At 42.1% G+C, this 25,742-nt stretch carries 22 protein-coding genes, 1 other RNA gene and 1 pseudogene; 13 read left to right on the top strand and 11 right to left on the bottom strand.

What is annotated here, in order from left to right; translation table 11 throughout:
* The first annotated feature begins 34 nt into the window (after nucleotides 1-34).
* Nucleotides 35-808, top strand: a complete 774-nt coding sequence (fnr, locus tag AC30SH_RS04500) for a fumarate/nitrate reduction transcriptional regulator Fnr (RefSeq protein ID WP_212509612.1) — start codon at nucleotides 35-37, stop codon at nucleotides 806-808.
* Between the two features lie 112 nt (nucleotides 809-920).
* Nucleotides 921-1,853, top strand: a complete 933-nt coding sequence (gene uspE, locus AC30SH_RS04495) for a universal stress protein UspE (RefSeq protein ID WP_212509613.1) — start codon at nucleotides 921-923, stop codon at nucleotides 1,851-1,853.
* 166 nt (nucleotides 1,854-2,019) lie between these two features.
* Here the strand turns inward: uspE and topA are convergent, their stop codons facing one another.
* Complete coding sequence (gene topA, locus AC30SH_RS04490; protein WP_489582195.1) at nucleotides 2,020-4,626, bottom strand: type I DNA topoisomerase; 2,607 nt, start codon at nucleotides 4,624-4,626, stop codon at nucleotides 2,020-2,022.
* A 98-nt stretch (nucleotides 4,627-4,724) separates the two neighbouring features.
* Between topA and AC30SH_RS04485 the strand changes: the two genes are divergently transcribed.
* Nucleotides 4,725-5,621 (top strand): LysR family transcriptional regulator, encoded by an 897-nt coding sequence (locus tag AC30SH_RS04485; RefSeq protein ID WP_314886253.1) that lies wholly within the window; start codon nucleotides 4,725-4,727, stop codon nucleotides 5,619-5,621.
* A 47-nt stretch (nucleotides 5,622-5,668) separates the two neighbouring features.
* Here AC30SH_RS04485 and AC30SH_RS04480 read toward each other — a convergent pair whose 3' ends face one another.
* The 3 genes from AC30SH_RS04480 to pepN all read right to left on the bottom strand — a co-directional run bounded on the left by AC30SH_RS04480 (nucleotide 5,669) and on the right by pepN (nucleotide 10,220).
* The gene (locus AC30SH_RS04480; RefSeq protein WP_315028081.1) at nucleotides 5,669-6,505 is read right to left on the bottom strand and encodes a PHP domain-containing protein; all 837 of its coding nucleotides are present in this window, start codon (nucleotides 6,503-6,505) and stop codon (nucleotides 5,669-5,671) included.
* Nucleotides 6,506-6,513: 8 nt separating this feature from the next.
* Nucleotides 6,514-7,533 (bottom strand): quinone-dependent dihydroorotate dehydrogenase, encoded by a 1,020-nt coding sequence (gene pyrD / locus AC30SH_RS04475; RefSeq protein WP_314886249.1) that lies wholly within the window; start codon nucleotides 7,531-7,533, stop codon nucleotides 6,514-6,516.
* A gap of 77 nt (nucleotides 7,534-7,610) precedes the next feature.
* Entirely contained in the window at nucleotides 7,611-10,220 is a 2,610-nt protein-coding gene (gene pepN / locus AC30SH_RS04470) for an aminopeptidase N (protein ID WP_489582194.1), read from the bottom strand.
* A 152-nt stretch (nucleotides 10,221-10,372) separates the two neighbouring features.
* On the opposite strand from pepN, the gene purE reads away from it, so the two are divergent.
* The 4 genes from purE (at nucleotide 10,373) to AC30SH_RS04450 (ending at nucleotide 13,843) form a co-directional block, all read left to right on the top strand.
* Nucleotides 10,373-10,870: a 5-(carboxyamino)imidazole ribonucleotide mutase gene (purE, locus tag AC30SH_RS04465; protein WP_314886246.1), complete on the top strand. Its 498-nt coding sequence runs from the start codon at nucleotides 10,373-10,375 to the stop codon at nucleotides 10,868-10,870.
* A gap of 138 nt (nucleotides 10,871-11,008) precedes the next feature.
* Nucleotides 11,009-12,097, top strand: coding sequence for a 5-(carboxyamino)imidazole ribonucleotide synthase (purK, locus tag AC30SH_RS04460; protein WP_314886244.1), 1,089 nt, complete (start codon nucleotides 11,009-11,011; stop codon nucleotides 12,095-12,097).
* Nucleotides 12,098-12,186: 89 nt separating this feature from the next.
* Nucleotides 12,187-13,377, top strand: coding sequence for an amino acid aminotransferase (locus AC30SH_RS04455; RefSeq protein WP_314886242.1), 1,191 nt, complete (start codon nucleotides 12,187-12,189; stop codon nucleotides 13,375-13,377).
* Between the two features lie 256 nt (nucleotides 13,378-13,633).
* A complete protein-coding gene (locus AC30SH_RS04450; RefSeq protein WP_006718235.1) occupies nucleotides 13,634-13,843 on the top strand; it encodes a TOBE domain-containing protein in 210 nt (69 codons plus the stop codon).
* 187 nt (nucleotides 13,844-14,030) lie between these two features.
* Here AC30SH_RS04450 and AC30SH_RS04445 read toward each other — a convergent pair.
* Nucleotides 14,031-14,129, bottom strand: a pseudogene (locus AC30SH_RS04445) (ABC transporter ATP-binding protein); the annotation flags it as partial.
* Between the two features lie 262 nt (nucleotides 14,130-14,391).
* On the opposite strand from AC30SH_RS04445, the gene ttcA reads away from it, so the two are divergent.
* Nucleotides 14,392-15,324 (top strand): tRNA 2-thiocytidine(32) synthetase TtcA, encoded by a 933-nt coding sequence (gene ttcA / locus AC30SH_RS04440; protein WP_048750383.1) that lies wholly within the window; start codon nucleotides 14,392-14,394, stop codon nucleotides 15,322-15,324.
* Nucleotides 15,325-15,433: 109 nt separating this feature from the next.
* On the opposite strand, the gene AC30SH_RS04435 is transcribed toward ttcA, so the two are convergent.
* The 6 genes from AC30SH_RS04435 to rnpB form a co-directional block, all read right to left on the bottom strand.
* Entirely contained in the window at nucleotides 15,434-15,916 is a 483-nt protein-coding gene (locus tag AC30SH_RS04435) for a C40 family peptidase (protein ID WP_048750384.1), read from the bottom strand.
* 66 nt (nucleotides 15,917-15,982) lie between these two features.
* A complete protein-coding gene (locus AC30SH_RS04430; RefSeq protein WP_006718254.1) occupies nucleotides 15,983-16,279 on the bottom strand; it encodes an integration host factor subunit alpha in 297 nt (98 codons plus the stop codon).
* Nucleotides 16,280-16,282: 3 nt separating this feature from the next.
* Nucleotides 16,283-18,673, bottom strand: a complete 2,391-nt coding sequence (pheT, locus tag AC30SH_RS04425) for a phenylalanine--tRNA ligase subunit beta (protein ID WP_489582193.1) — start codon at nucleotides 18,671-18,673, stop codon at nucleotides 16,283-16,285.
* Nucleotides 18,674-18,692: 19 nt separating this feature from the next.
* A complete protein-coding gene (gene pheS / locus AC30SH_RS04420) occupies nucleotides 18,693-19,682 on the bottom strand; it encodes a phenylalanine--tRNA ligase subunit alpha (RefSeq protein ID WP_006718257.1) in 990 nt (329 codons plus the stop codon).
* Between the two features lie 246 nt (nucleotides 19,683-19,928).
* Nucleotides 19,929-20,798: a protease HtpX gene (gene htpX / locus AC30SH_RS04415; protein ID WP_489582192.1), complete on the bottom strand. Its 870-nt coding sequence runs from the start codon at nucleotides 20,796-20,798 to the stop codon at nucleotides 19,929-19,931.
* A gap of 162 nt (nucleotides 20,799-20,960) precedes the next feature.
* An RNA gene (gene rnpB / locus AC30SH_RS04410) (RNase P RNA component class A) lies at nucleotides 20,961-21,349 on the bottom strand.
* Nucleotides 21,350-21,471: 122 nt separating this feature from the next.
* Here rnpB and AC30SH_RS04405 point away from each other — a divergent pair.
* The 5 genes from AC30SH_RS04405 to AC30SH_RS04385 all read left to right on the top strand — a co-directional run bounded on the left by AC30SH_RS04405 (nucleotide 21,472) and on the right by AC30SH_RS04385 (nucleotide 25,732).
* The gene (locus AC30SH_RS04405) at nucleotides 21,472-22,407 is read left to right on the top strand and encodes a KpsF/GutQ family sugar isomerase (protein WP_489582191.1); all 936 of its coding nucleotides are present in this window, start codon (nucleotides 21,472-21,474) and stop codon (nucleotides 22,405-22,407) included.
* Complete coding sequence (locus AC30SH_RS04400; protein WP_489582190.1) at nucleotides 22,407-22,961, top strand: KdsC family phosphatase; 555 nt, start codon at nucleotides 22,407-22,409, stop codon at nucleotides 22,959-22,961. Before AC30SH_RS04405 ends, AC30SH_RS04400 begins: the two co-directional genes overlap by 1 nt.
* 178 nt (nucleotides 22,962-23,139) lie before the next feature.
* Nucleotides 23,140-24,687, top strand: a complete 1,548-nt coding sequence (gene trpE / locus AC30SH_RS04395) for an anthranilate synthase component I (RefSeq protein WP_489582189.1) — start codon at nucleotides 23,140-23,142, stop codon at nucleotides 24,685-24,687.
* Nucleotides 24,688-24,697: 10 nt separating this feature from the next.
* On the top strand, nucleotides 24,698-25,282 hold the full coding sequence (locus AC30SH_RS04390) for an aminodeoxychorismate/anthranilate synthase component II (RefSeq protein ID WP_479744331.1): 585 nt from the start codon (nucleotides 24,698-24,700) through the stop codon (nucleotides 25,280-25,282).
* A 57-nt stretch (nucleotides 25,283-25,339) separates the two neighbouring features.
* Nucleotides 25,340-25,732 (top strand): tautomerase family protein, encoded by a 393-nt coding sequence (locus tag AC30SH_RS04385; protein WP_005703192.1) that lies wholly within the window; start codon nucleotides 25,340-25,342, stop codon nucleotides 25,730-25,732.
* Nucleotides 25,733-25,742 lie beyond the last annotated feature (10 nt).

Here is a 25,742-nt window from a genome sequence, read left to right as displayed (position 1 = left end):
ATTCTTTTCCATTTTTCTGGAATTTGGGGAATAAATGAAAATTTTACCGACTGAAACAAAATTAGGACGTCGAGTTCAATCTGGTGGATGCGCAATCCATTGTCAAAATTGTAGCATTAGTCAGCTATGTATTCCTTTTACTTTAAATGAACATGAATTAGATCAATTAGATAATATCATTGAACGTAAAAAACCTATCCAGAAATCTCAAGTGCTTTTCAAAGCAGGGGATGAACTTACATCACTCTATGCTATTCGCTCTGGTACGATTAAATCTTACACAATTAGTGAAACCGGTGAAGAACAAATTACTTCTTTTCATTTACCGGGAGATTTAGTCGGTTTTGATGCGATTATGAATATGCAACATCCAAGTTTTGCTCAAGCCCTGGAAACCGCTATGGTGTGCGAAATTCCGTTTGATATTTTGGATGATTTATCCGGCAAAATGCCGAAATTACGCCAACAAATTATGCGTTTAATGAGTAATGAAATTAAAAGTGATCAAGAAATGATTTTATTACTCTCAAAAATGAATGCTGAAGAACGCCTTGCCGCTTTTATTTATAATTTATCGCAACGCTATTCTGCACGCGGCTTTTCCGCTCGAGAATTCCGTTTAACGATGACACGTGGTGATATCGGTAATTATCTCGGTCTCACCGTTGAAACAATCAGTCGTTTACTTGGCCGTTTCCAAAAACTAGGTGTTTTGTCTGTACAAGGAAAATACATTACGATTAACAATATGGCAGAGTTAATCGATCTATCCGGCACTAATAAAACTAAAATCAAAATGGTTATCTAACCTTTCCCTTTTCGGCGCATAAAATTGCGCCGGATGCCTTTTTAAGTCTCTCTCCTTGTCATTTATTCAAGAATGTTCTACCCTATTTATAACCAATAAATGGAGGTTGTACATGAAATTCAATAACATACTGGTGATTTTAAATCCTGAAAATGACAAACAATATGCCCTTGCTAGAGCTGTTCGTTTAGCTCAAGAGCAAAAAAGCCAATCCCCAGTAAAAATAACCCTTTTCCTCGCAATTTACGATTTATCTTATGAAATGTCTGCGTTACTTTCCTCGGAAGAACGTACAGAAATGCATAAAAATGTCATTGAACAACGTAAATTAGCCATTCAACCCTACATTGAAAAATATGCTTCTGATGGAATTGAATTTGCTACAACCGTTGTTTGGAACAGCAATGAGGCAGAAGCCATTGCCACTGAAGTAGAAAATCAAGGATATGATTTGGTGGTGAAATACACTAAAGCGGAAGAAAGCCTGACATCATTAATCGTGACGCCGGTTGACTGGCAATTACTGCGTAAATGTCCGGTACCTATTTTAGTAGTGAAAGATGGCGATTGGAAACACCAACGCCGGGTTTTAGTCGCTGTCAACGTATCTGATGATGAAAATGAAGCGCATAGCTCGTTTAATGATGAATTAGTCTCATTAAGTATGGATTTAGCGGCATCTTTAGATCGTGGCAATATCCATCTTGTTACCGCTTATCCGCCAACGCCAATCAATATGGCTATAGATTTACCGGAGTTCAGCTCTGGTGAATACAATAGCGGTTTACGTGGACAATATTTAATTAATATGAAGGCATTGCGCCAAAAATACGGTATTAATGACGATCATACCCATGTAGTTGAAGGCTTCCCGGAAGATGTGATTCCGCAAATTGCTAAAAAAATCGAAGCTGAACTCGTAATTTTAGGAACCATTGGTAGAACGGGGCTTTCTGCCGCATTTTTAGGAAATACAGCGGAACATGTCATTAGCAAACTAGACTGCAATTTATTGGCCATCAAGCCATCAAAGAAAGAAAATTAATTTAATTGCTTTCAGTTTAATGATTTTTTCTTATTGCAGAAAAATTATGGGTATTCTGATAAAACAAAAACCACCTCTATAGGTGGTTTTTTAATAAGAAAAGTGCGGTCTAAAATTTAACTGTTTTTTAGTCCGCACTTTTAACTTTCAATAAAGAAGAAGGAAATTACTTCTTCCGCTCTATCCATTTTCCATCGACAAAATCCACAATCCATTTCGTGGCTTTGCCATTCTTTTCAGAGGTAACATATTGACGTTTTTCCTTACGGCTAAAACGAATAATTGCCTCATTCCCCTCCGGATCGACTTGTGGTGCATCGGCTAAGTAGCGCAATTTCTCCGGTAAACGCTCACGATACAACGCCAATTCTACCACTTTCGGGGCGCGAGTTTCACGAGATTTCGGGAAATTATGGGCTGACATAAACACGCCGCTGGCACCATCGCGTAATACAAAGTAAGCATCCGATTTTTCGCATTTTAATTCGGGGAAAGGAATCGGGTCTTCTTTTGGTGGTGCAACTTCACCATTTTTTAAAATTTTACGGGTGTTATCACATTGCGTACAGCCCATGTATTTACCGAAACGTCCTAATTTGAGGTGCATATCGCCACCGCACTTATCACATTCGACAACCGGACCGTCATAGCCTTTAATCTTAAATTTACCCTCTTCGATTAAATAACCCTCGCAATTTGGATTATTACCGCAAATGTGCAATTTGCGATGTGGATCGATAATGTAACTATCCATCGCCGTACCACATTTCGGACAACGCTTACGTTCCATTAGCGCTTTCGTTTCCGATGCATCATCCAACACATTTAATAATTCCGCTTCCGGAATCAAATTAATAGTAGTTTTGCAACGTTCTTTCGGTGGCAAAGAATAACCGGTACAACCTAAGAAAACTCCTGTGCTAGCCGTTCTGATGGCCATATTGCGTCCGCAAGTCGGACAAACAATATCGGTTTCGACCAAATTATTCGGACGCATTCCGCCTTCTAATTCGTCTAATTCCGCTTTGGTCAGTTGAGTCGAGAAATCTTTGAAGAATTGGTTTAATTCGGTTTTCCAGTTTTTCTCGCCGGACGCTATTTGGTCCAACACATCTTCCATATTGGCAGTAAAATCATAGCTCATTAAATCAGCAAAAGATTGATTTAAGCGATCGGTCACAATTTCGCCCATTTTTTCTGCATAAAAACGACGGTTTTCTGTACGCACATAACCGCGTTCCTGAATCGTAGAAATAATGGCGGCATAGGTGGAAGGTCGGCCAATACCACGTTTTTCCAATTCTTTCACTAATGCGGCTTCTGAAAAACGTGCCGGTGGTTTAGTGAAATATTGTTGTGGCTGCACTACAGACAAATTGAGCTTACCGTTAACAGAAACATCCGGTAGCGCTTGATCTTCAGCAGATTTACTTTGTTGCGGCAATACTTTTGTCCAACCGTCAAAACGTAAAATACGTCCTTTGGCCGTTAACGTATAATCCCCTGCTGTCACTGTTAACGTGGTACTGTCATATTGTGCAGCCGGCATTTGACAGGCTACAAACTGACGCCAAATTAAATCGTATAAACGCACGGCATCTTTTTCCATGCCGACTAAATCATTTAATCCAACATGAATATCGGAAGGTCGAATAGCCTCATGGGCTTCTTGCGCATTGTCTTTACTGGAGTAAAAATTCGGTTTTTCCGGTAAATAAGCGTGTCCGTAATGTTTTTCAATATAACCGCGCACCATATTTAAGGCATCTTGGCTTAAATTAGTGGAGTCCGTACGCATATAAGTGATGTAACCCGCTTCATATAAACGTTGCGCTAACATCATGGTTTTCTTTACACCAAAGCCCAAACGGGTACTTGCCGTTTGTTGTAACGTAGACGTAATGAACGGTGCTCTTGGTCGAGAACTGGTCGGTTTGGTTTCTAAATCAGAAATGACATAATCGGATTTACTTAAAAAATCCACCGCACTTTGCGCTTGTTCCGCATTTTTCGGTTCAAATTTTTTGCCTTTAAATTGCGCAACATCTAACTGAATTTCATCGCCTTTCGGTGTATTGGTAAGAACGGAAACTTCCCAATATTCTTGCGGCACAAACGCCTTAATCTCACGCTCACGTTCCACAATTAATTTCACGGCGACCGATTGCACACGACCGGCAGATAAACCACGCGCCACTTTTTTCCACAGCAACGGTGACACCATAAAACCGACAACACGATCTAAAAAACGGCGTGTTTGCTGCGCATTCACCCTATCCATGTTTAAATTTTCAGGATGTTCAAAGGCTTGTTTAATGGCGTTTTTGGTAATTTCATTAAAGACAACGCGACTATAACGTTCATCATCGCCACCAATCACCTCGCGTAAATGCCAAGCAATGGCCTCTCCTTCCCTATCCAAGTCGGTGGCGAGATAAATATGATCGGCTTTTTTGGCAAGAGATTTCAGTTCAGCAACGACTTTTTCTTTACCGGGTAAAATCTGATAGTTGGCTTTCCAACCGTGATATGGGTCGATCCCCATGCGTTTGACTAAAGCATCTTGTTCTTTTTGTTGTTTTATCGCTTGCTTTTCTTCCGCACTAAGACCTTTGGTGGAAATAGGTTTGGCTTTCTCTCCGGTCGCAGAACCCACCGTTGGCAAATCACGAATATGGCCTACGCTGGATTTCACTACATAATTGTTTCCTAAATATTTATTAATGGTTTTCGCCTTTGCCGGCGACTCCACAATAACCAAGGATTTTGTCATTATTATTACCTAATTTCGATTAACTTGTATAAAATTGCCCGCTATATTGCTAACTATCTTCAAGTAGGTCAACTACTTTTTTCCAAAAGGCATCAGAAATGGATAAACTCAACGCAATTTCAATTTTTTGCAAAGTGATTGAAACTCAAAGTTTTACCAAAGCAGCCGCATTGCAAAATATCTCCGTTGCCATGGCAAGCAAATTGGTTTCTCAATTAGAAGAACAGTTAAAAACACGTTTGTTACAACGAACCACCCGTAAGATTGTGCCAACAGAAGCCGGCAGCCTCTATTATCAACGTTGTCAGCCCATTTTATTGGAATTGGAGAAGGCTGAATCTAGCATCAGCAATCTTTCCACCTCTCTGCAAGGGAATTTAACCGTTTCTGTCCCACGGGATTTTGGTTTGCGATTTATTACGCCGAATTTAGCGAGTTTTGTTAAAGCCCATCCGAATTTACACATGGAAATTGAGTTTAACGATCGCATGATTGATTTGGTCAGCGAAGGATTTGATTTAGCTTTGCGTATTGGTTATCTGCAAGACAGTTCCTTAGTGGCAAAGAAAATTGCGACCTCTTCAATGCACTTTGTCGCTTCGCCGGAATATCTAGCCACGCATGGCACACCACAAACGCCGGAAGAATTAGAACATCACGACTGCCTTTTATACAAAGCCACAGGAAATCAAATTTATTGGGAATTCAACAAACATAACAAAATTCAGCGTATTAAAATGCGTTCTAAACTAGTGTGTAATAATGGCTTAACCCTTGCTTCATTGTGCGTTGACGGTGTTGGCATTATTAACACACCACGTTTCTTTATTGAGGAAGAATTGGCTTCGGGGAAATTGGTTGAGATTTTAGCGGATTACCGACAACAAGAGTTGGATTTACACATTGTTTATCCGCACCGTCGTCATTTGTCAGCAAAAGTCAAAGCCTTCATTGATTTTATTGCTCAGCTGGATTTATGTAAGACAAAACCGTAAAAGTGCGGTCCTTTTTAAGGACGTTTTCGTTTTACATGACCTTGCAATTAAGCAAGGTCATTTTTTATGTCTAAAACAAAAGGAATATGCTCCGGCAACGGTGCTAGTTTGCCCAATTCCACCCACGCACAAGGAAAATGGAAATCAGATCCCATAGAGCCGGCAAGTTGATGTTCTTCCGCGAGTTTTACCAATAATTGATACTGGTCGCGACTTTGTCCACAACCGGAAATTTCAATGGCGTCGCCGCCCCAGGCTTTAAAACTCTCCGTTAGTTTTCGTACCCATTTCATAGTCATGGTATAACGCAACGGATGCGCAAACACGGCTACTCCACCGGCTTGATGGATAATGTCAATGGTCGTTGGAATATCAACCCACTGTGGCTTGACATAAGCAGATTTACCCTGCCCCAAATAACGTTTAAACGCTTGACCATCGTTAGAGACTTTACCAATTTGCACTAAATGGCGGGCATAATGCGCGCGAGTCACTTCGCCATTGCCGGCTAATTTTTTTGCCTCTGCGTAGGCATTTTCTACACCAATTTTTTCTAACTTTGCCCCGATTTCCTGTGCTCGAATCTCACGTAATTTCGCTTGCTCAGCTAAAAGTGCGGTCATTTTTTCATGTGAAATATCAAACCCTAAAGCCACAATATGAATGGAGCGATTTTCCCATAACGTGGAAATTTCCACGCCATTAATCAGCCTCATCCCCAAAGTTTCAGCCTGTTGTCGCGCCTCAGCAACTCCGGCCACGGTATCATGATCCGTCAACGCCAGTACATTCACGCCTTTTTCATGGGCGCGCAAAACCACTTCCGTCGGCGTCAAAATGCCGTCGGAGGCTGTACTGTGGCAATGGAGGTCATATTTGATCATGCTTTTCCTTATTTAATTGCTTGAACTAATTCTTTCACCAATTTGGGGCCATGGTAAATCAACCCGGAATACACTTGTAAAAGGTCAGCGCCGGCTTGGATTTTCTCTTGAGCATTTTGTACGCCGTCAATGCCACCGCTGCCAATAATCGGAATTTGCCCTTTTAGTTCTTGGTGCAAGCGAGCAATGATAGCGGTGCTTTTATGTTGTAATGGTTTTCCGCTTAATCCCCCCTGCTGTTCTGCATTTTTAAAATTTGTGACGTTGTCTCGAGAAATAGTCGTATTAGTCGCAATCACACCATCCATTTTATGACGCAGCAAAGTATCGGCAATTTGAATTAGCTCGCTTTCTGTCAAATCCGGGGCTATTTTTACTGCGATTGGCACATATTTACCGTACTGTGAAGCCAGTTCTTTTTGACGGGATTTAATACTTCTCAACAAATCATCAAAATAATCACCATATTGTAACTGACGCAAATCCGGCGTATTAGGCGAAGAAATATTCACAGTAATATAACCGGCATAGTTATAGGCTTTGTTTAAACAAATCAGATAATCATCTTTTCCTTGCTCTAAGGGCGTCAGTTTATTTTTACCGATGTTGATCCCCAACACGCCGTCATAGTGTGATTTTTTGACATTTTCAATCAGCTGATCGATACCATAATTATTAAAGCCATTACGATTAATGATGCCTTCGGCTTCAACCAAACGAAATTGGCGTGGTTTGGCATTGCCCTCTTGCGCTAATGGCGTTACGGTGCCCACTTCAATAAAACCGAATCCCATAGCACCAAACCCATCAATCGCTTCCGCATTTTTATCTGCGCCCGCTGCCAAACCAATAGGATTTTTAAATTCAATGCCCATGACGGTTTTCGGCGTGCCTTGTGGGCAATTTAGAAGTTGTTTTAAGAGAAAATGAAATGTCGGATATGTTGCTAACCCAAGGGCTTTTATCACTAAATTATGGGCATCTTCAGGATCAAGGGTAAAAATCCCTTTACGAATGAAAGAATACATACTCGTTTATCTCTCCGGATAGTTAACTGTGAAAAGAATAGAAAAAGTGCGGTCAAATTTAACCGCACTTTTCATGTTTACTGTAACGCTTTTTCGATTTTCTCAAACAAATCGCGAGATAAATCTTCTGTCTCACTAATGCGTTCTAGCGCTCGTTTCATCAAGGTTTGGCGTTGTGCATCATAGCGCGCGAAACGAATTAACGGCTCAATTAAACGAGAAGCCACCTGTGGATTGCTTTTATTCAGTTTAATCAAAATATCCGTTAAGAAACGATAGCCTGAACCGTCAATGGCGTGGAACGCTTTTAAGTTTTGCCCCGCAAAGGCACCAATGAGAGAACGCACACGGTTCGGGTTATTAAAATTAAAGCTTGGATGATCCATCAACTGCATCACGTTTTGTAATACATTTTCTTCTGGACGCGTCGCTTGTAAAGCAAACCATTTGTCCATTACTAAACCGTCATGCTGCCATTTTTGTTCAAAATCAGCCAATAAACTGTCACGACAAGCCAATTTAGCTTGGGTTGCAGAAGTTAAAGCTGCAAGCGTATCGGTCATATTATTGGAATACGTATAATGCTTATTCACCAAGTTATTGCCAATATTACTGTATGCCAAGTAACTTAAGCACACATTGCGCAGTTTGCGTAAGGCAATGTCTTGACGATTAATTTGATATTCATCCAAACGAATTTGATTGTAAGTCTTCAGTAATAATTCTTTTAAATTATCGGCAATCGTTTGTGCCATAAATTCCCGTACAGCACTGATCGCATCCGGATCAATGGTTTTAAATAGTTCGGCAAATTCTGTCGCTTTCGGTAAGGTGAGAATTAAACTGGTTAACTCGATATCTTTTTGATAATTATCTAGGACTTGATAAAGCACTGCAGCCGTTTCTGCAGATAAATCGAGCGGTTGCCCTTGCTGATAGTTGGTAACGTTACGTCGTAACTCAACAGCAAGTAACATCTGAGCAGCATCCCAACGAATAAAGCCATTTTCAGCAAATTTTAATAAAGTAATCAGTTGTGAAGTAGAATAATCGTAATCCAATTTGACCGGCGCAGAGAAATCACACAATAATGCAGGAACAGGCTTAGTATAAATATTGTGGAACTCAAAGGTTTGGTCTTTTTGAGTAATGTTCAACACATTATCCACAACGCCATCGGCATCATAGAGCGTTTGTGCTGCACCCTTTTCATCATACAACGCAATTTTCAATGGAATGTGTAAATTCACTTTTTCCATTTGATCGGCTGTCGGTGGCGTTAATTGAGAAACCTGTAATTGATAGACATGATTTTTTTCATCATAACGATCACTGATAGTTAACTCCGGCGTGCCGGATTGACTGTACCAACGGCGGAACTGGGTTAAATCCAAATCATTGGCACGTTCCATAGCTGACACAAAATCTTCGCAAGTTGCTGCTTTACCATCATTTTCCGCAATATATAACTTCATGCCCTTTTGGAAGCCCTCTTCGCCCAATAAGGTATGCAACATACGAATCACTTCCGCCCCTTTTTCGTACACAGTGACCGTATAGAAGTTATTCATTTCAATCACTTTTTCCGGACGAATCGGGTGCGCCATCGGGCCGGCATCTTCAGCAAACTGTACGGTACGCAAAAACTTCACGTTATTAATGCGATTTACCGGGCGAGAACCGGTGTCAGAGGAAAATTCCTGATCACGGAAGACCGTTAAGCCTTCTTTTAGACTCAATTGAAACCAATCACGGCAAGTGACTCGGTTACCCGTCCAGTTGTGGAAATATTCGTGCGCAATTACGCTTTCAATGGCTAAATAGTCGTCATCTGTTGCCGTTTGTGGATTTGCCAACACATATTTGTCATTAAAAATATTGAGCCCTTTATTTTCCATGGCACCCATGTTGAAGAAGTCCACCGCAACAATCATGTAAATGTCGAGGTCATATTCTAAATCAAAACGTTCTTCATCCCATTTCATGGCACGTTTTAAACTTTGCATTGCCCAATCTGCACGATCTAAATTGCCACGATTAACATACAATTCTAAAGCGACTTCACGGCCACTTTTGGTGATGAATTGATCTTTCAGTACATCAAAATCGCCTGCCACTAACGCAAACAAATAACTTGGTTTCGGGAATGGGTCATTCCATTCAACCCAATGGCGACCATCCTCTAAATCGCCGCTGTTAATGCGATTACCATTAGAGAGTAAAAATGGGTATTTCGCTTTATCCGCTGTGATTTTCGTGGTGTAACGCGCTAATACATCCGGACGGTCTAGCATGTAGGTAATTTGACGAAAGCCCTCGGCTTCGCATTGTGTACAAAAAGCTTCATCGGATTGATACAAGCCTTGCAATGAGGTGTTGGCAGCAGGGCTTAAAATAGTGGTAATTTCTAGCTCAAATTGGTCTGCTTCTACTAGCGCCAAATCCAACGTTAAACTTTCGCTATCCTGCTGATATTGAGAGAACGGTTTGCCGTTTAATTTAATGGATGAAAATTGAAAATCATGCCCGTCTAACCGTAATGTCGTACTTTCTTTGTTAAGACGTTGATATTGACTTGTTGCTACAACAACTGTTTTTTCAGGTTCCAATTGGAAATCAAGATAAATGTCGGTAACAGTGAAATCGGGAGTTTGATAATCTTTTCTATATTTGGCTTTAGCGTACATAAAACGACCTAATTCTAAGGGCTAAAAAGTGCCGTTAAGGATATGATTTTTAGCCTTAAGTTGCAAATGGATTTTCTTTGGCAAACTTATCGCAAACGTTTGCGCATTATGCTATTCTAGCGCCGTTTTTTATCTCCAAGAATGAGGCAAAAATGTCTTTAACATCTCCTAAAATTGCCATTGTAATGGGCTCCAAAAGTGATTGGGCAACCATGCAAGAAGCTACGCAGATCCTCGATCAATTATATGTTCCTTATCACGTCGAAATTGTTTCGGCACATCGCACGCCAGACAAACTCTTCCAATTTGCCGAAAACGCACAACAAAACGGTTATGAAGTGATTATTGCCGGCGCCGGCGGTGCAGCCCATTTGCCTGGCATGATTGCAGCCAAAACCATCGTACCCGTGCTTGGCGTACCGGTGAAAAGCTCAATTTTAAGTGGTGTCGATAGCCTCTATTCCATCGTGCAAATGCCCAAAGGGATTCCTGTCGGCACTTTAGCCATCGGACCTGCCGGTGCAGCAAACGCAGGCTTATTAGCTGCGCAAATTTTGGCGATGAATAATGCAGAATTAGCACAACGCTTACTTCAGTTCAGACAGGCACAAACACAAAGCGTATTGGACAATCCGGATCCTCGAATTTAAAAACAGCTAAAATTTCCACCGCACTTTAAACTGGCACACGTAAAAAGTGCGGTCATTTTTTTCCGTGTTTTTTAATGAATCACTGAAGGTAGCGCAAGCCTGAACGTTTGTGCATCCCTAAAAATCAATGAGAAAACTATGCAAAAATCAGCACTCTATCCAACTATTTATGTTCTTGGCAATGGACAGCTCGGCAGAATGTTACGCTATGCCGGCGCGCCTTTAGATATTCACGTTCAACCGTTGCCTTTCGATGCGCCGGTGTTTGACTTGTCGCCGAATGACATTATTACCGCAGAAATCGAACGCTGGGAAAAAACACCTCTAACTACGCTCCTCGGCAATCACGCCAATTTCGTCAATCAAAAAGTCTTCGCACAATTAGCTGATCGCTTAAGCCAAAAATCCTTATTAGATAAATTACATCTCCCGACCTCGCCTTGGTGTCTATTAAAAGAAGCATCACAATGGGACGAAGTATTTCAAGATATCGGTGAAAAAGTCGTTGTTAAACGTCGTATGGGCGGTTATGACGGCCGTGGGCAGTGGATTGTGTCTGATGAAAACAAAGCACAAATCACTGAAGACCTGTTCGGGGAAACCATTGCGGAAAAATTTATTCCCTTTGATTACGAAGTGTCTCTCGTGGGCGCCCGTTTCCGTAACGGTGATACCCGTTTTTATCCGGTCACTCACAATTTACAACAAAATGGCATATTACGTTACAGTGTCGTGGATGTCACTTTCCCACAACAAAATGCACAGCAACAGCAAGCTGAAATGATGTTAAGCAAAATCATGAATGAACTGAATTATGTGGGCGTAATGGCGATGGAATGTTTTGTGGTGGGCGATCAGCTTTTAATTAATGAGCTTGCACCACGCGTACACAACAGCGGACACTGGACACAACTTGGCTGTGCTGTGAGTCAATTTGAATTGCATTTACGAGCATTGTTGGATTTACCTACGCCGGAATTAAAAGTATCCGCGCCAAGCGTGATGGTGAATTTGATTGGTACTGAGCACAACTCACAGTGGTTAAACACCGCCTTTGCACAATTACACTGGTATGGCAAAGAAGTACGACCGGGGCGTAAAGTGGGACACATTAACCTTTCCCATCCGGATAAAAAAGTCATTATCGCCCAATTAGACAAACTCGCCACAGAGTTGCCGGAAGACTATCAATCCGGTTTGCAATGGGCAAAAAATAAGTTGATATAGTTAACATTTTCGCAACATATTGCTTGTCAAAAAGAAACCCGAGCAGTATAACTAAAGAGATTTTTCACCCACCATCCGAGGATAATATTATGTTTGAAAAGATTACTGCCGCACCGGCGGATCCAATTTTAGGTTTAGGCGAAGCATTTAAATCCGAAACCCGTAGTAACAAGATTAATTTAGGCATCGGCGTGTATAAAGACGCCAAAGGCAATACCCCGATTGTTAAGGCAGTAAAAGAAGCAGAAAAACGCTTATTAGAACAAGAAAATACCAAAAACTATTTGCCGATTGATGGTGTTGCTGATTTTAACGCACGTACCAAAGAATTATTGTTCGGTGCAAATTCCGATATCGTGAAAAACAACCGTGCCAGAACCGCACAAAGTTTAGGTGGCACCGGCGCGCTACGCATTGCCGCAGAGTTCATTAAACGCCAAACGAACAGCCAAAATGTATGGATCAGCACGCCAACCTGGCCAAATCACAATGCAATTTTCAAAGCGGTGGGCATCAACATTCGCGAATATCGTTACTACGATGCAGAACGCAAAGCCTTAGATTGGGACAACCTCATTGCGGATTTAAGCCAAGCCGGTGAAGGCGATGTGGTTTTACTTCACGGTTGCTGCCACAACCCGACCGGTATCGACCCGACACCGGAGCAATGGGACAAACTGGCTGAAATGTCTGCACAAAAAGGCTGGTTGCCATTATTCGACTTTGCTTATCAAGGCTTTGCTCATGGCTTAGAAGAAGATGCTTACGGTTTACGCGCCTTTGCCAAAAACCACAAAGAACTTTTAGTGGCAAGCTCCTTCTCTAAAAACTTCGGTTTATATAACGAGCGCGTTGGTGCATTCACTGTCGTGGCAGAAAATTCGGATATTGCAGCGACAGCATTAACTCAAGTGAAAGTCATTATCCGTACCCTCTACTCCAACCCGTCTTCTCACGGGGCAAATACCGTTGCATTAGTATTAAATGATGCAAAATTGCGCCAAGACTGGGAAAACGAACTCACCGAAATGCGCGACCGCATCAAAAAAATGCGCCACCGTTTTGTTGAGCTGCTTAAAGAATACGGTGCACAACAAGACTTTAGCTTCATCATCAGACAAAACGGGATGTTCTCTTTCAGTGGCTTGACCGCAGAACAAGTGGATCGCTTGAAAGAAGAATTTGCCATTTATGCCGTGCGCTCAGGCCGTATCAACGTTGCCGGCATTACCGAAGACAATATTCGTTACCTCTGCGAAAGCATTGTCAAAGTGTTGTAATTTTTAACCGCTCTTTAAAAGAAAACGGCATCGAAATAGATGCCGTTTTTGTTTTCTGAAAAACAGTCTCAAAACCGACCGCACTTTTTATTTATAAAAAATAAATTACGGTTATGCGTTAAGCAAAGAAAATGCTCAGCAAATCTTAAAAGGGCTATCCCCTCTTAAGTAGTATTGGTTTTTATTGTCATTATCGATAAAATGTAGTCTCTTTTTCATCCACCTACTTTTTAGGTATCAACACAAGGAAATTTCTATGAAAATTAGTGCAAGAAACCAACTAAAAGGTAAAGTTGTTTCAATCGAAAGCGGTTCTGTGAACGCTATCGTTCACCTTGATATTGGTGGTGGCAACGTGATTTCTTCTACCATCTCTCTTGAAGCGGTAAAAGAATTAGGTTTAGCCGTAGGCAAAGACGCTTACGCAATTATCAAAGCGACTTCCGTTATGGTTGGCGTAGAATAATTACTCGCTTATTTAAATAACGAAACAACCGTACTTGAAAAAGTGCGGTTGTTTTTTTATGTGTTTTTTTCCATAAAAAAATGCGGTGAAAATTCACTGCACTTTCCTTTTTAGTGGTTGGGCGTTTTATCAATAAATGATTAAAAATGTAATGCGTGGTTGAAGTACGGTAGATTTTGGCTAAGTTTTACAAAGTCAAAAGGGACTCTCGAGTGCCTTGTTGGCTCCTGTATTGCTGATCGAGTAGAAAAATATTTTCGGCTAAATACATCGCCTGTTGCGGATTATCCGGAAGAAGGACGCGTTTATTTCTCGAATTTGAAATACAGCTTCTAACCCCTTTCTTAACAATTTTATTAATAACAAAGCCCTGTTTAACAGGGCTTTATTTTTGACTTAGATTGGCAAAAATACCATGAGAAAGCACCGCACTTTGTATTTTCTGAGCCTAAAGTGCGGTGTGTTTTTTCAGTGTTTTTCAATTCATTTATGCAAAAATTGAGGCTTCGTATATAATGAGCCGCTTTCCAGATAACTGAATAGAAACAATGAATACAGCAAGCCAAACAGAAAAGAAACAAAGTTACAATTTCAATAAATTACAAAAACGCTTACGCCGCAATGTGGGCAACGCCATTGCCGATTTCAATATGATTGAAGAAGGCGACAAAGTGATGGTATGCCTTTCCGGTGGGAAAGACAGCTATACTTTATTGGATATTTTGCTCAATTTGCAACAAAATGCGCCGGTCAATTTCGATATTGTGGCAGTGAATTTAGACCAGAAACAACCGGGCTTTCCGGAGCATATTTTGCCTGAATATTTACAATCTATTGGTGTGGATTACAAAATTGTAGAAGAAAACACGTATGGTATTGTGAAAGAGAAAATCCCGGAAGGAAAAACCACTTGTTCTCTTTGTTCCCGTTTACGTCGCGGGATTTTATACCGTACAGCGACCGAACTTGGTGCCACAAAAATCGCATTAGGGCATCATCGCGATGATATGTTGGCGACGCTATTTCTAAACATGTTCTACGGCGGAAAATTAAAATCCATGCCGCCAAAATTGATTTCTGATGATGGCAAACAAATTGTGATTCGTCCGCTTGCCTATTGCAAAGAAAAAGACATTGAGAAATACGCCGTTGCGAAACAATTCCCTATCATTCCTTGTAACCTGTGCGGTTCACAGCCGAATTTGCAACGACAAGTGGTGAAAGACATGTTGAACACTTGGGATCGCCAATATCCGGGGCGTTTGGAAACCATGTTTAGCGCCATGCAAAACATTACCCTTTCTCATTTATGTGATCCGAAACTTTTCGACTTTAAAGGCATTAAACACGGTCAAGCGCTTGAAGGTATCGAGGGCGATACTGCATTTGATGAGCAAAATATCACACCAATGCAATTTGATGATGAAGATCAGACTGATTTTAGTGAACAAGAAATGATTGCGTTTAAGGAAGTGAAGTAAAAAACGTGGCTAAAAACCACCGCACTTTTAGTGCGAGGTACCTAATAAAAGGCTAGTTGAAGACAAATAAAAAGGTGCTTTATACGCACCTTTTTTCTTCTATACGGGCTTAAATACGTCTTGCCTGCCAATAGGCTTTGCGCCAATAATCGCTATTCATGGAAGAATAAACGACACCACCTTTGGTTGAGGCGTGGAGAAATTTATCCTCTTTCACATAAATTCCCACATGGTAGCCATTTGGTCCTAAGCCTGTTTTAAAGAAGACTAAATCCCCGGTTTGAATATCCGCTTTTTCGATATATTGTCCGTACTTAGCTTGATCTTTGGTTTGACGCGGTAATTTTATGCCAAAGCGATCAAAAAACGTGGTTTGCACAAAACCGGAACAATCCACGCCATTACGACCAAGTCCACCAAGAACATAAGGCGTTCCCGCCCATTCATGTTGTTGTTCGCTTAATAAAGCAATCGCCATAATGGGATCGTTAATTTGCCCTTTGTAATTAATGCGCGAGGATTTGTATCCGCCGGAACAGGCAGCTAACGCCAACACACAACCACAAAGCAATAAAGATTTTAAAACACGCATTGATAGAACATCTCAAACTAAAAAGCTATCAACAAGGACATTATTGATAGCTTATTTTTATACTTATTAGGCTTTCGGTTTGACTTTCTCTACCCGATTACGCAATTTTTGTCCCGGTTTAAACACCACTACACGGCGGGCAGAAACCGGCACGCTTTCACCAGTTTTCGGATTACGCCCCGGACGAGAGGATTTATCACGTAACTCAAAATTACCAAACCCGGATAATTTCACGTCATTTCCCGTTTCTAACGCAATTCGGATTTCTTCAAAGAAACTTTCGACTAAATCCTTGGCTTCACGTTTACTGAGATGGAATTTCTCAATAAGATTCTCGGCGAGTTCTACTTTAGTTAATGTCATAGTTTAATCTCTCAAGTAAGCATTAAAACGTTGTTTTAACTCAGATAATACCGCTGAAATTACTGCGTTAATTTCATCTTCTTCAAGGGTTTTTTCATTGTCTTGAATCACGAGGCTTATCGCTAAGCTCTTATGACCTTCTGCGACGCCACTACCTTGGTAAACGTCAAATAAATTCACTTGCGTTAATTTATCACCGCCTGCAACACGACAAGCGTCTAATACATCGTCTGCTGAAACACTATCCGCAACCACAAGGGCTAAGTCACGACGGTTAGCCGGGAAGCGAGAAATTTCTTTTGCTTTCGCAATATCACGACGAGAAATATGCGCAATGGAAATTTCACATACAAACGCCTTGCCGTTGATACCAATTTTTTGTGCAATAGTCGGGTGAAGTTGACCGATAAAACCAATTTCTTCTCCGTCTAACATAATTGCAGCAGATTGCCCCGGATGTAACGCTGTGTATGATTTTGCTACAAATTTTGCGCGATTTCCAGCAGAACTTAATGAAAGTAAATTTTCAATATAACCTTTTAAATCATAGAAGTCGGCAGGTGCGACTTTTTCACTCCATTGTTCATTTGCTTTAGAACCGGTCATCACAGCCGCAAAGACTTGCTCTTGGCGTACGCCAAATTCGGCTTTTTCATCCGGTACAAAACGTAAACCAAATTCAAACAAACGCACACGATTTTGTTGACGATTTTGGTTATAAGTTACCGCCCCTAGCAATCCGGTTAATAGTGAAACGCGCATCGCGGACATTTCAACAGAAATTGGGTTCGGTAGAATAAACGGTTTAATTTCCGGATGTAGCAAACTTTGAATTTTCGGATCAACAAAGCTATAAGTAATGGCTTCATAAAAATCGCAACTCACTAATGCCGCTTTGATTCGCGATAATTCAATATCCGCTTCGCTATGTTCACGCATACGCAAATGCGCTAACGGTGCATTATTTGGAATACTGTTATAGCCATAAATACGCGCGACTTCTTCAATTAAATCTTCTTCGATTTCAATATCAAAACGCCAAGATGGCGCAACGGCTGTCCAACTGTTGTTAGCGTAAGAAACCTCTAAACCAAGGCGTTGTAAGATATCGGTTACCGTTTCTGTTTCAATATGATGGCCAAGTAACGCATCTAATTTGTGACGTTGTAATGTGACTTGTTGACGTTTTGGTAAATAGGCTTCATGAGTCACTTCACAAATTTCACCGGCTTCACCACCGCAAATCTCTAATAAAAGTGCGGTCGCTCTTTCCATTGCTTTACGTGGCAATTCGAAATCCACACCACGCTCAAAGCGATGAGATGAATCTGTATGCAAACCATATTGACGAGCACGTCCGGTAATCGCTAATGGCACAAAAAAAGCCGCTTCTAAAATCACATCTTTTGTGTTTTCTACATTCACACCACTGGCTTCACCACCGAAAATCCCCGCCATTGCCAATGCACCATTTTGGTCGGCAATCACTAAAGTGTTCGGTTGAAGTTTCGCTGTCGTGCCATCTAACAACACAAGCTCTTCATTTTCTTTCGCCATACGAACTTGTACCGGTTGTGCCACTTTTGCCATATCAAAAGCGTGCATTGGTTGGCCCAATTCAAGCAAAATGTAGTTCGTGACATCCACAATTGGATCAATAGAACGAATATCGCAACGGCGCAATTTTTCTTGTAACCACATTGGTGATTGCGCTTTAACGTTGACATTCTTAATCACGCGTAATAAATAACGCGGGCAGGCTTCGGCAGCTTGAACATCAATTTGTACTTTATCGGCGATGGTCGGTTTAACCACATCAAAGTGCGGTGGATTTTCGTGAAGTTTATTCACCACAGCCAATTCACGTGCCACACCGGCAATGCTTAAGCAATCCGCACGGTTTGGCGTTAAGCTAATTTCAATGGTGCTGTCGTCTAATGTTAAATAATCGCGTAGATTGGTACCGATAGGCGCATCTTGTGGCAATTCGATAATCCCATTAGCATCAGACTCAATACCCAGTTCGCTGAATGAACAAAGCATACCTTCAGAAGGTTGCCCGCGTAATTTGGTTTTCTTGATTTTGAAATCGCCCGGTAATTCAGCGCCTTCTACCGCACAAGCGACTTTCAAGCCTTGACGACAATTCGGGGCACCACACACGATGTCTAACAAACGCTCGCCGCCCACATTCACTTTGGTCACGCGTAATTTATCAGCGTCAGGATGTTGTGCACATTCCACCACTTCACCTACGACAACACCCGTGAAATCGCCGGCAACTTTTTCTACTCCGTCAACTTCCAAGCCTAACATGGTAATTTGTTCGCAAAGTTGTTCTGTAGAAATCGCCGGATTAACCCATTCGCGTACCCATTGTTCACTAAATTTCATACTTATCTCTCACTCAAAATTATTTAAACTGTTTCAAAAAGCGCAAATCATTCTCGAAGAATGAACGTAAATCTGTGACGTTGTAGCGTAACATAGTTAAACGCTCTACCCCCATACCCACTGCGAAACCGGAGTATTCATTTGGGTCAATGCCGACATTGCGTAAAACATTTGGGTGTACCATACCGCAACCCAACACTTCTAGCCATTTGCCGTTTTTACCCATTACATCCACTTCGGCAGACGGTTCGGTGAATGGGAAGTAAGACGGACGGAAACGCACTTGCAAATCTTCTTCGAAGAAAGCGCGTAAGAAATCGTGCAATAAGCCTTTTAATTCAGTGAAATTGGCGTGTTTGTCCACATACAACAATTCGATTTGATGGAACATCGGTGTGTGGGTTTGGTCGTAATCGTTACGATACACGCGTCCCGGCGCCATAATGCGAATTGGCGGTTGCTGTTTTTGCATGGTACGAATTTGTACCCCGGAAGTTTGCGTTCTTAACAATAATTCAGGATTAAACCAGAATGTGTCGTGATCGGCACGCGCAGGGTGATGTTTAGGAATATTTAAGGCATCAAAATTATAATAATCGCTTTCGATTTCAGGGCCGGACTCCACAGAAAAACCCAGTTCAGAGAAGAATTTGGTCACGCGCTCAATGGTAATAGAAACCGGATGTAAACAGCCCATTTCCACTTTGCGTCCCGGTAAACTCACATCAATACGTTCATTTTCTAATTGTGCATTTAACAGGGCTTGTTCCCATTCTGCTTTTTTCGCATTTAAGAAATCTAATGCCGCTTGTTTGGCTTCGTTAATTTTCGCGCCCATTGCCGGACGTTCTTCCGCTGCCACATTGCGCAATTCTTGCATTAATTGGGTAAAGTGACCTTTCTTACCAAAATATTCCACGCGAATTTCATCAAGCGCGGCAAGGCTTTTATCTTCAATGTTGTCTATGGCATTTCTTGCTTTATCCACAAGCTCTTTAAGATGCTGCATAAATATCCTCTGTGATGATTAATCTATCTAAAAAATGCTGTCAATAATAATACTAACTGCTTAGAAAATCACGCGATTTATCTATGACCGCGGAAATTATTCTGTCATAAAACGAAGATTTATCGAGAAAAATGACCGCACTTTATTCTTCCGTTTACATTTCAACTGAAACTTTTCAGCCATTTTCTTTGGATAAAAAAATAGAGGCTTAAAAAAGCCTCTATTGATTAAAAATACATTTTATTATTAAGGTAACTGTTGCAACGCTTCAATCCGTTTTTCCAACGGCGGGTGGCTTAAGAATAATTCTTTTAAGCCGCCACCACGTTTACCGTTAATGGCAAATGCCGCCAAGGTGGAACCTTCCAGCTCTTCCGGCTCATGCAAGTTTTGTAAGCGTTTTAGCGCATCTATCATTTTTTGCTTACCCACTAAATTCGCCGAACCTGCATCGGCTCTGAATTCGCGTTGGCGAGAGAACCACATGGCGATCATGCTTGCCAAGAAACCAAATACCACTTCAAGCACCATAGAAACTAAGAAATAGATCCCGGAATTGCTTGAGCTTTCATTGCCTTGATTGCGGGAGTTCGCCACCACGTTGGCAATGATGCGTGATAAGAAAATCACGAAGGTATTGAGAACACCTTGTAGTAACGCCATAGTCACCATATCACCGTTTTTAATATGGCTAACTTCGTGCGCTAAAACTGCCTCTGCTTCGCCACGGGTCATTTTATTTAACAATCCGGTACTCACCGCCACTAACGAATTGTTTTTGCTTGCGCCGGTGGCAAACGCATTCACATCAGCAGAATGATAAATCGCTACTTCTGGGCGCGGCAAACCGGCACGATCTGCTTGTGAATACACGGTATACAACAACCAACGTTCTGTTTCATTACGTGGTTGTTGAATCACTTCGGCTCCCACAGAACGAATTGCCATGGTTTTGGACATAAATAACGAAATAATAGAACCCGCAAAACCAAATAATGCGGCAAACAGCATTAAACCGCTCGCATCACGAGATTGAATGCCGGTTAACGATAAAATGATGTTAAAAACCAATAACACTGCCATGTTGGTGGCAAGAAAAAGTAAAATGCGCATCATAGATGAAAAACTCCTAAATAAAACAGTAATAAAAACACGCTTGGCTATAATGGCGACAAAAAAAGGAAAATCAAGTATACCAATGAATTCAATGAGAAAAATGTTTGTTTTATTGGAAAAAAGAGAAAAGTGCGGTGGGTTTTGACAATGTTTTTTAAAAGAAAAGGGAGTTGGTCGATAAGCCGGGTTCTGTCGTGGACAATCATTCATCTAGGCGCATATTTACACATACGCTCAAGCAACCTACCCGAATCCTGAACGGGCCATTCATTGGATTCCTATTTGGTCTTGCTACGAGTGGAGTTTACCCTGCTACCAACCGTTACCGGCGGCACGGTGCGCTCTTACCGCACCCTTTCACCCTTACCTGATCCCTTGCGGGCCATCGGCGGTTTGCTCTCTGCTGCACTTGTCGTAGGCTCTCGCCTCCCGGACGTTATCCGGCACTCTGCCCTGTGTAGCCCGGACTTTCCTCCCGCCTACTTGTCCCCCAGTTTACGCTTTCGCGATGTTAGAGGCTTCAATAGACCGGCGATTGCCTGACCAACTCAGGCGCGCAGTATAGCTTAAATTCAAGGTGAAATATAGTGTTAAGTAAAAAGTTGGGCTAGAATGAACGCCACAAAAACAGGCCTAAAATACACCGCACTTTTGTGCCAATAAGGAAACTTCAATGGATTATTTACAAATTGCTCGGGAAACGCTGGGCGTTGAAGAAAAAGCCCTCGGACAACTCAGCGAAAAATTAGACGGTACCTTCACTGAGGTTGTTGATTTAATTCTAAATTGCAAAGGACGTTTGGTGATCGGTGGTATCGGCAAATCCGGTTTAGTGGGCAAAAAAATGGTCGCTACCTTTGCTTCCACCGGCACACCGAGTTTCTTCCTGCATCCTACGGAAGCCTTTCACGGCGATTTAGGCATGCTGAAACCCATTGATGTGGTCATGCTCATTTCTTACAGCGGCGAAACTGATGATGTCAACAAACTCATTCCAAGCCTAAAAAACTTCGGCAACAAAATCATTGCGCTTACTTCCAATAAAAATTCTACGTTAGCGCGCCATGCGGATTATGTGTTGGACATTAGCGTAGAACGGGAAGTCTGCCCGAATAATCTTGCCCCGACCACTTCCGTGGTTGTGACTATGGCATTGGGCGATGCATTGACAGTTTGTTTAATGCGCGCGCGTGATTTCCAACCGGAAGATTTTGCAAAATTCCATCCGGGCGGCAGCTTAGGTCGCCGTTTGTTATGTCGTGTCAAAGATCAAATGCAAACCCGTTTACCGATTGCCGCCTTAACAACCTCCTTCACCGATTGCTTAACCATTATGAACGAAGGTCGTATGGGCGTGGCGTTAGTCATGGAGCAACAGCAATTACGCGGCATCATCACCGATGGCGACATTCGCCGTGCATTAACGGCCAATGGTGCCAATACACTTAGCAAAACCGCACAAGAATTGATGACCTCTCATCCGAAAACCATTCATCAGGATACCTATTTATCCGAAGCGGAAATTTACATGAAAGCACATAAAATTCACTCTTTGGTTGTGGTGGATGATGCGCAAAATGTGGTTGGTTTAGTGGAGTTCTCAAGCTAATGACAACAGAATTACAAGAAAAATTAAAACAGGTGAAATTCGTTATCACCGATGTGGACGGCGTATTAACGGACGGTTTACTGCACTACGATGCTAACGGCGAAGCGCTCAAAAGTTTTCATGTGCGCGATGGTTTAGGTATTCGGATGTTGATGGAAGCCGGCATTCAGGTCGCTGTGTTATCGGGGCGTGATTCGGCAATTTTGCGCAAACGCATTGCCGATTTAGGCATTAAACTCGCTTTTTTAGGCAAGCTGGAAAAAGAAAGCGCCTGTTTTGAATTATGCCGCCAAGCCGGTGTTGAGCCGCAGCAAACGGCTTATATTGGCGATGACAGCGTTGACCTCCCCGCTTTCGCTGTTTGTGGACTTTCCTTCGCGGTTGCCGATGCGCCGGAATATGTCAAAAACTGCGCTGATTACACCTTAGGCTTAGGCGGTGGCAAAGGCGCCTTCCGTGAAATGTCCGATATGATTCTAAACGCCCAAGGCAAAGCGGAAATTTACAATTCAGCGCAAGGATTTTTGAAGACGTCGAAAAAGATGGCGCAATAAAAACGCCGAGAGAAACGACCGCACTTTTTAAGTCATACAGTAGGCGGGTGCAGCCCGCTCTACTTTTCTCTCCCCTTGTTATCACTATTCTTAAATAAAAATTTTTATTTCCCCTTGACTTTAAACACTTGCACTAGTTTAATAGTGCAACTTTATTTTATGTTTTAAGGAAATGAGAATGTCTTCCGCTTTTATTCAAACTTTTACGCAAAACGTACCTTATCACAGCGATCCTACCGCCATTTTCGCCACCTTATGTGAAAACAAACCGAATACGCTACTGTTAGAATCTGCCGAAATTTCCAGCAAAAACAGTCTTAAAAGTTTATTACTCGTTAACGCGTCCATGAAAATTTCCTGTTTGGGACAACGCGTGACTTTTCATGCGTTGACCGACAACGGTGCCGCAGTGTTACCGTTAATTGCGCAAAAGCTTTCGGCACAGGTAAACGTAAAATCCCAAACAAGCACCGAACTGCAAGTGGAATTCAAACCTGCCGACAATAATGCGGACGAAGACAGCAAATTATTGGCACACGGCATTTTCGACGGGTTGCGTTGTTTCACCGAACTTTATCAGGCAAGCTCGTTACCTGTTTTTTTAGGCGGATTATTTGCCTATGACTTGGTGGCAAATTTCATTCCGATGGAAAACATCACTTTGCAAGATGATGGCATTACCTGTCCGGATTATTGTTTTTATTTAGCGGAACAGTTACTGGTGAGCGACCATCAATTGCAACAAGCGGAATTACAAACCTTTTGTTTTGCACAAAATGCGTTGGCGACACTGCAACATAACGCACAAGACATTGCCAAAAAACTCTTGGAAATTCGACCGCACTTGAGCCTCAAATCGGCTTCTACCGAGGTTGCCATTAATTTAGATGATGATAAATTCAAAAAAATTATTGAACGCCTGAAGCAGCATATTTATTGCGGCGACGTATTTCAAATCGTGCCGTCCCGTCGTTTCTCCCTTGAATGTCCGAACACGTTAGCGACTTATCGTCAGTTAAAACAAAACAATCCAAGTCCGTATATGTTCTTTATTCAGGACGAGGATTTCACCCTGTTCGGCGCCTCACCGGAAAGTGCCTTGAAATATTCGCAAACTACCCGTCAGTTGGAGATCTACCCGATTGCCGGTTCCCGCCCGCGAGGTTTTGATGCCGACGGCAATATTGATCCCGAATTGGATTCCCGTTTGGAACTGGAATTGCGTTTGGATCATAAAGAACAAGCGGAACATTTGATGTTAGTAGATTTAGCCCGTAACGACATCGCCCGAGTGTGTGAAAGTAAAACCCGCCATGTGAAAGATTTAATGCAAGTAGATCGTTATTCACACATTATGCACCTTGTCTCTCGTGTTGTAGGTAAACTTCGCCCTGAACTGGATGCGTTACACGCTTACCAAGCCTGTATGAACATGGGGACGCTAACCGGTGCACCGAAAATTAAAGCCATGCAGTTAATTTATCAGTTTGAACAACAAAAACGCCACAGTTACGGCGGCGCCGTGGGCTATTTACAATCTGATGGCAATTTTGACACCTGTATTGTAATTCGCTCTGCCTTCGTGCAAAACGGCATTGCCCATGTGCAGGCCGGTTGTGGCACGGTGTTGGATTCCGACCTGCAAATGGAAGCCGATGAAACTCGCCACAAAGCCCGTGCCGTCATCAACGCCATCGTACAAACCAATAAGAAAGCGAATCAATAGGAGTGACATCATGGCAACCATTTTATTTTTAGATAACTTTGATTCCTTTACTTACAATTTGGTGGATCAATTTCGCGGATTGGGACATCAGGTTCACATTTACCGTAACGATTGCGATTTAGCGATTTTAGAAAAAAACGCCTTGGCACAACCGGATACGATTCTTGCCCTCTCCCCCGGGCCGGGCACCCCGGATGAAGCGGGGAATATGATTCCGTTGATTAAGCGATTAATCGGCAAAGTACCGATGTTGGGCATTTGTTTGGGGCATCAAGCGTTAATTGAAGCCTTCGGAGGAAAAGTCGTTCACGCAGGTGAAATTTTGCACGGCAAAGTGTCCAAAATTGAACATGACAATGAAGCCATGTTCAAAGGTTTGACCAACCCGATGCCGGTCGCGCGCTATCATTCCCTTATGGGCATTAATTTGCCTGATGAATTGATTCCGAACGCCTCTTATCATGGCATAAACATGGCAATTCGCCACCGCACTTTGCCCATTTGTAGCTTCCAATTTCACCCCGAATCTATTTTAACGGTACAAGGAGCACAGTTATTGGCGCAATCGGTAGAATGGTTGTTGAATCGGAATTAATATACCACTTTCCCTCTTTAGCAAAGAGGGGGGATTTTAAACTGAAAAGGATAAAACATGATCACAGTATATGGCTTAAAACGTACCCTCTCCCCGCGCAAATCTGCTGTAGCGGAGGTGATTTATAACTGCCTGGAACTCGGTTTAGATGTTGCCAAAGGCAAGCACGCGCTTCGTTTTATTTGTTTGGAAGACGACGATTTTTACTATCCGCATACCACAAACCGTACCGACAATTACATGGTAATTGAAATCAATTTAATGCAAGGTCGTTTAGAACAAACCAAAAAGCGCTTAATCAAAATGTTGTTCAGTGAATTTGAATACAAATTAGGCATTAGCCCGTTTGACGTGGAAATCACCATCAAAGAGCAACCGGCACATTGTTGGGGCTTCCGTGGCATGACCGGCGATGAAGCGCGCGATTTGGATTATGATATTCATAAATAAGGACAAGGAT

Source organism: Aggregatibacter sp. HK296, from assembly GCF_980469475.1.
The sequence above is the reverse complement of the archived record's forward strand: the minus strand, read 5'-3'. Positions and strand labels throughout refer to the sequence as shown.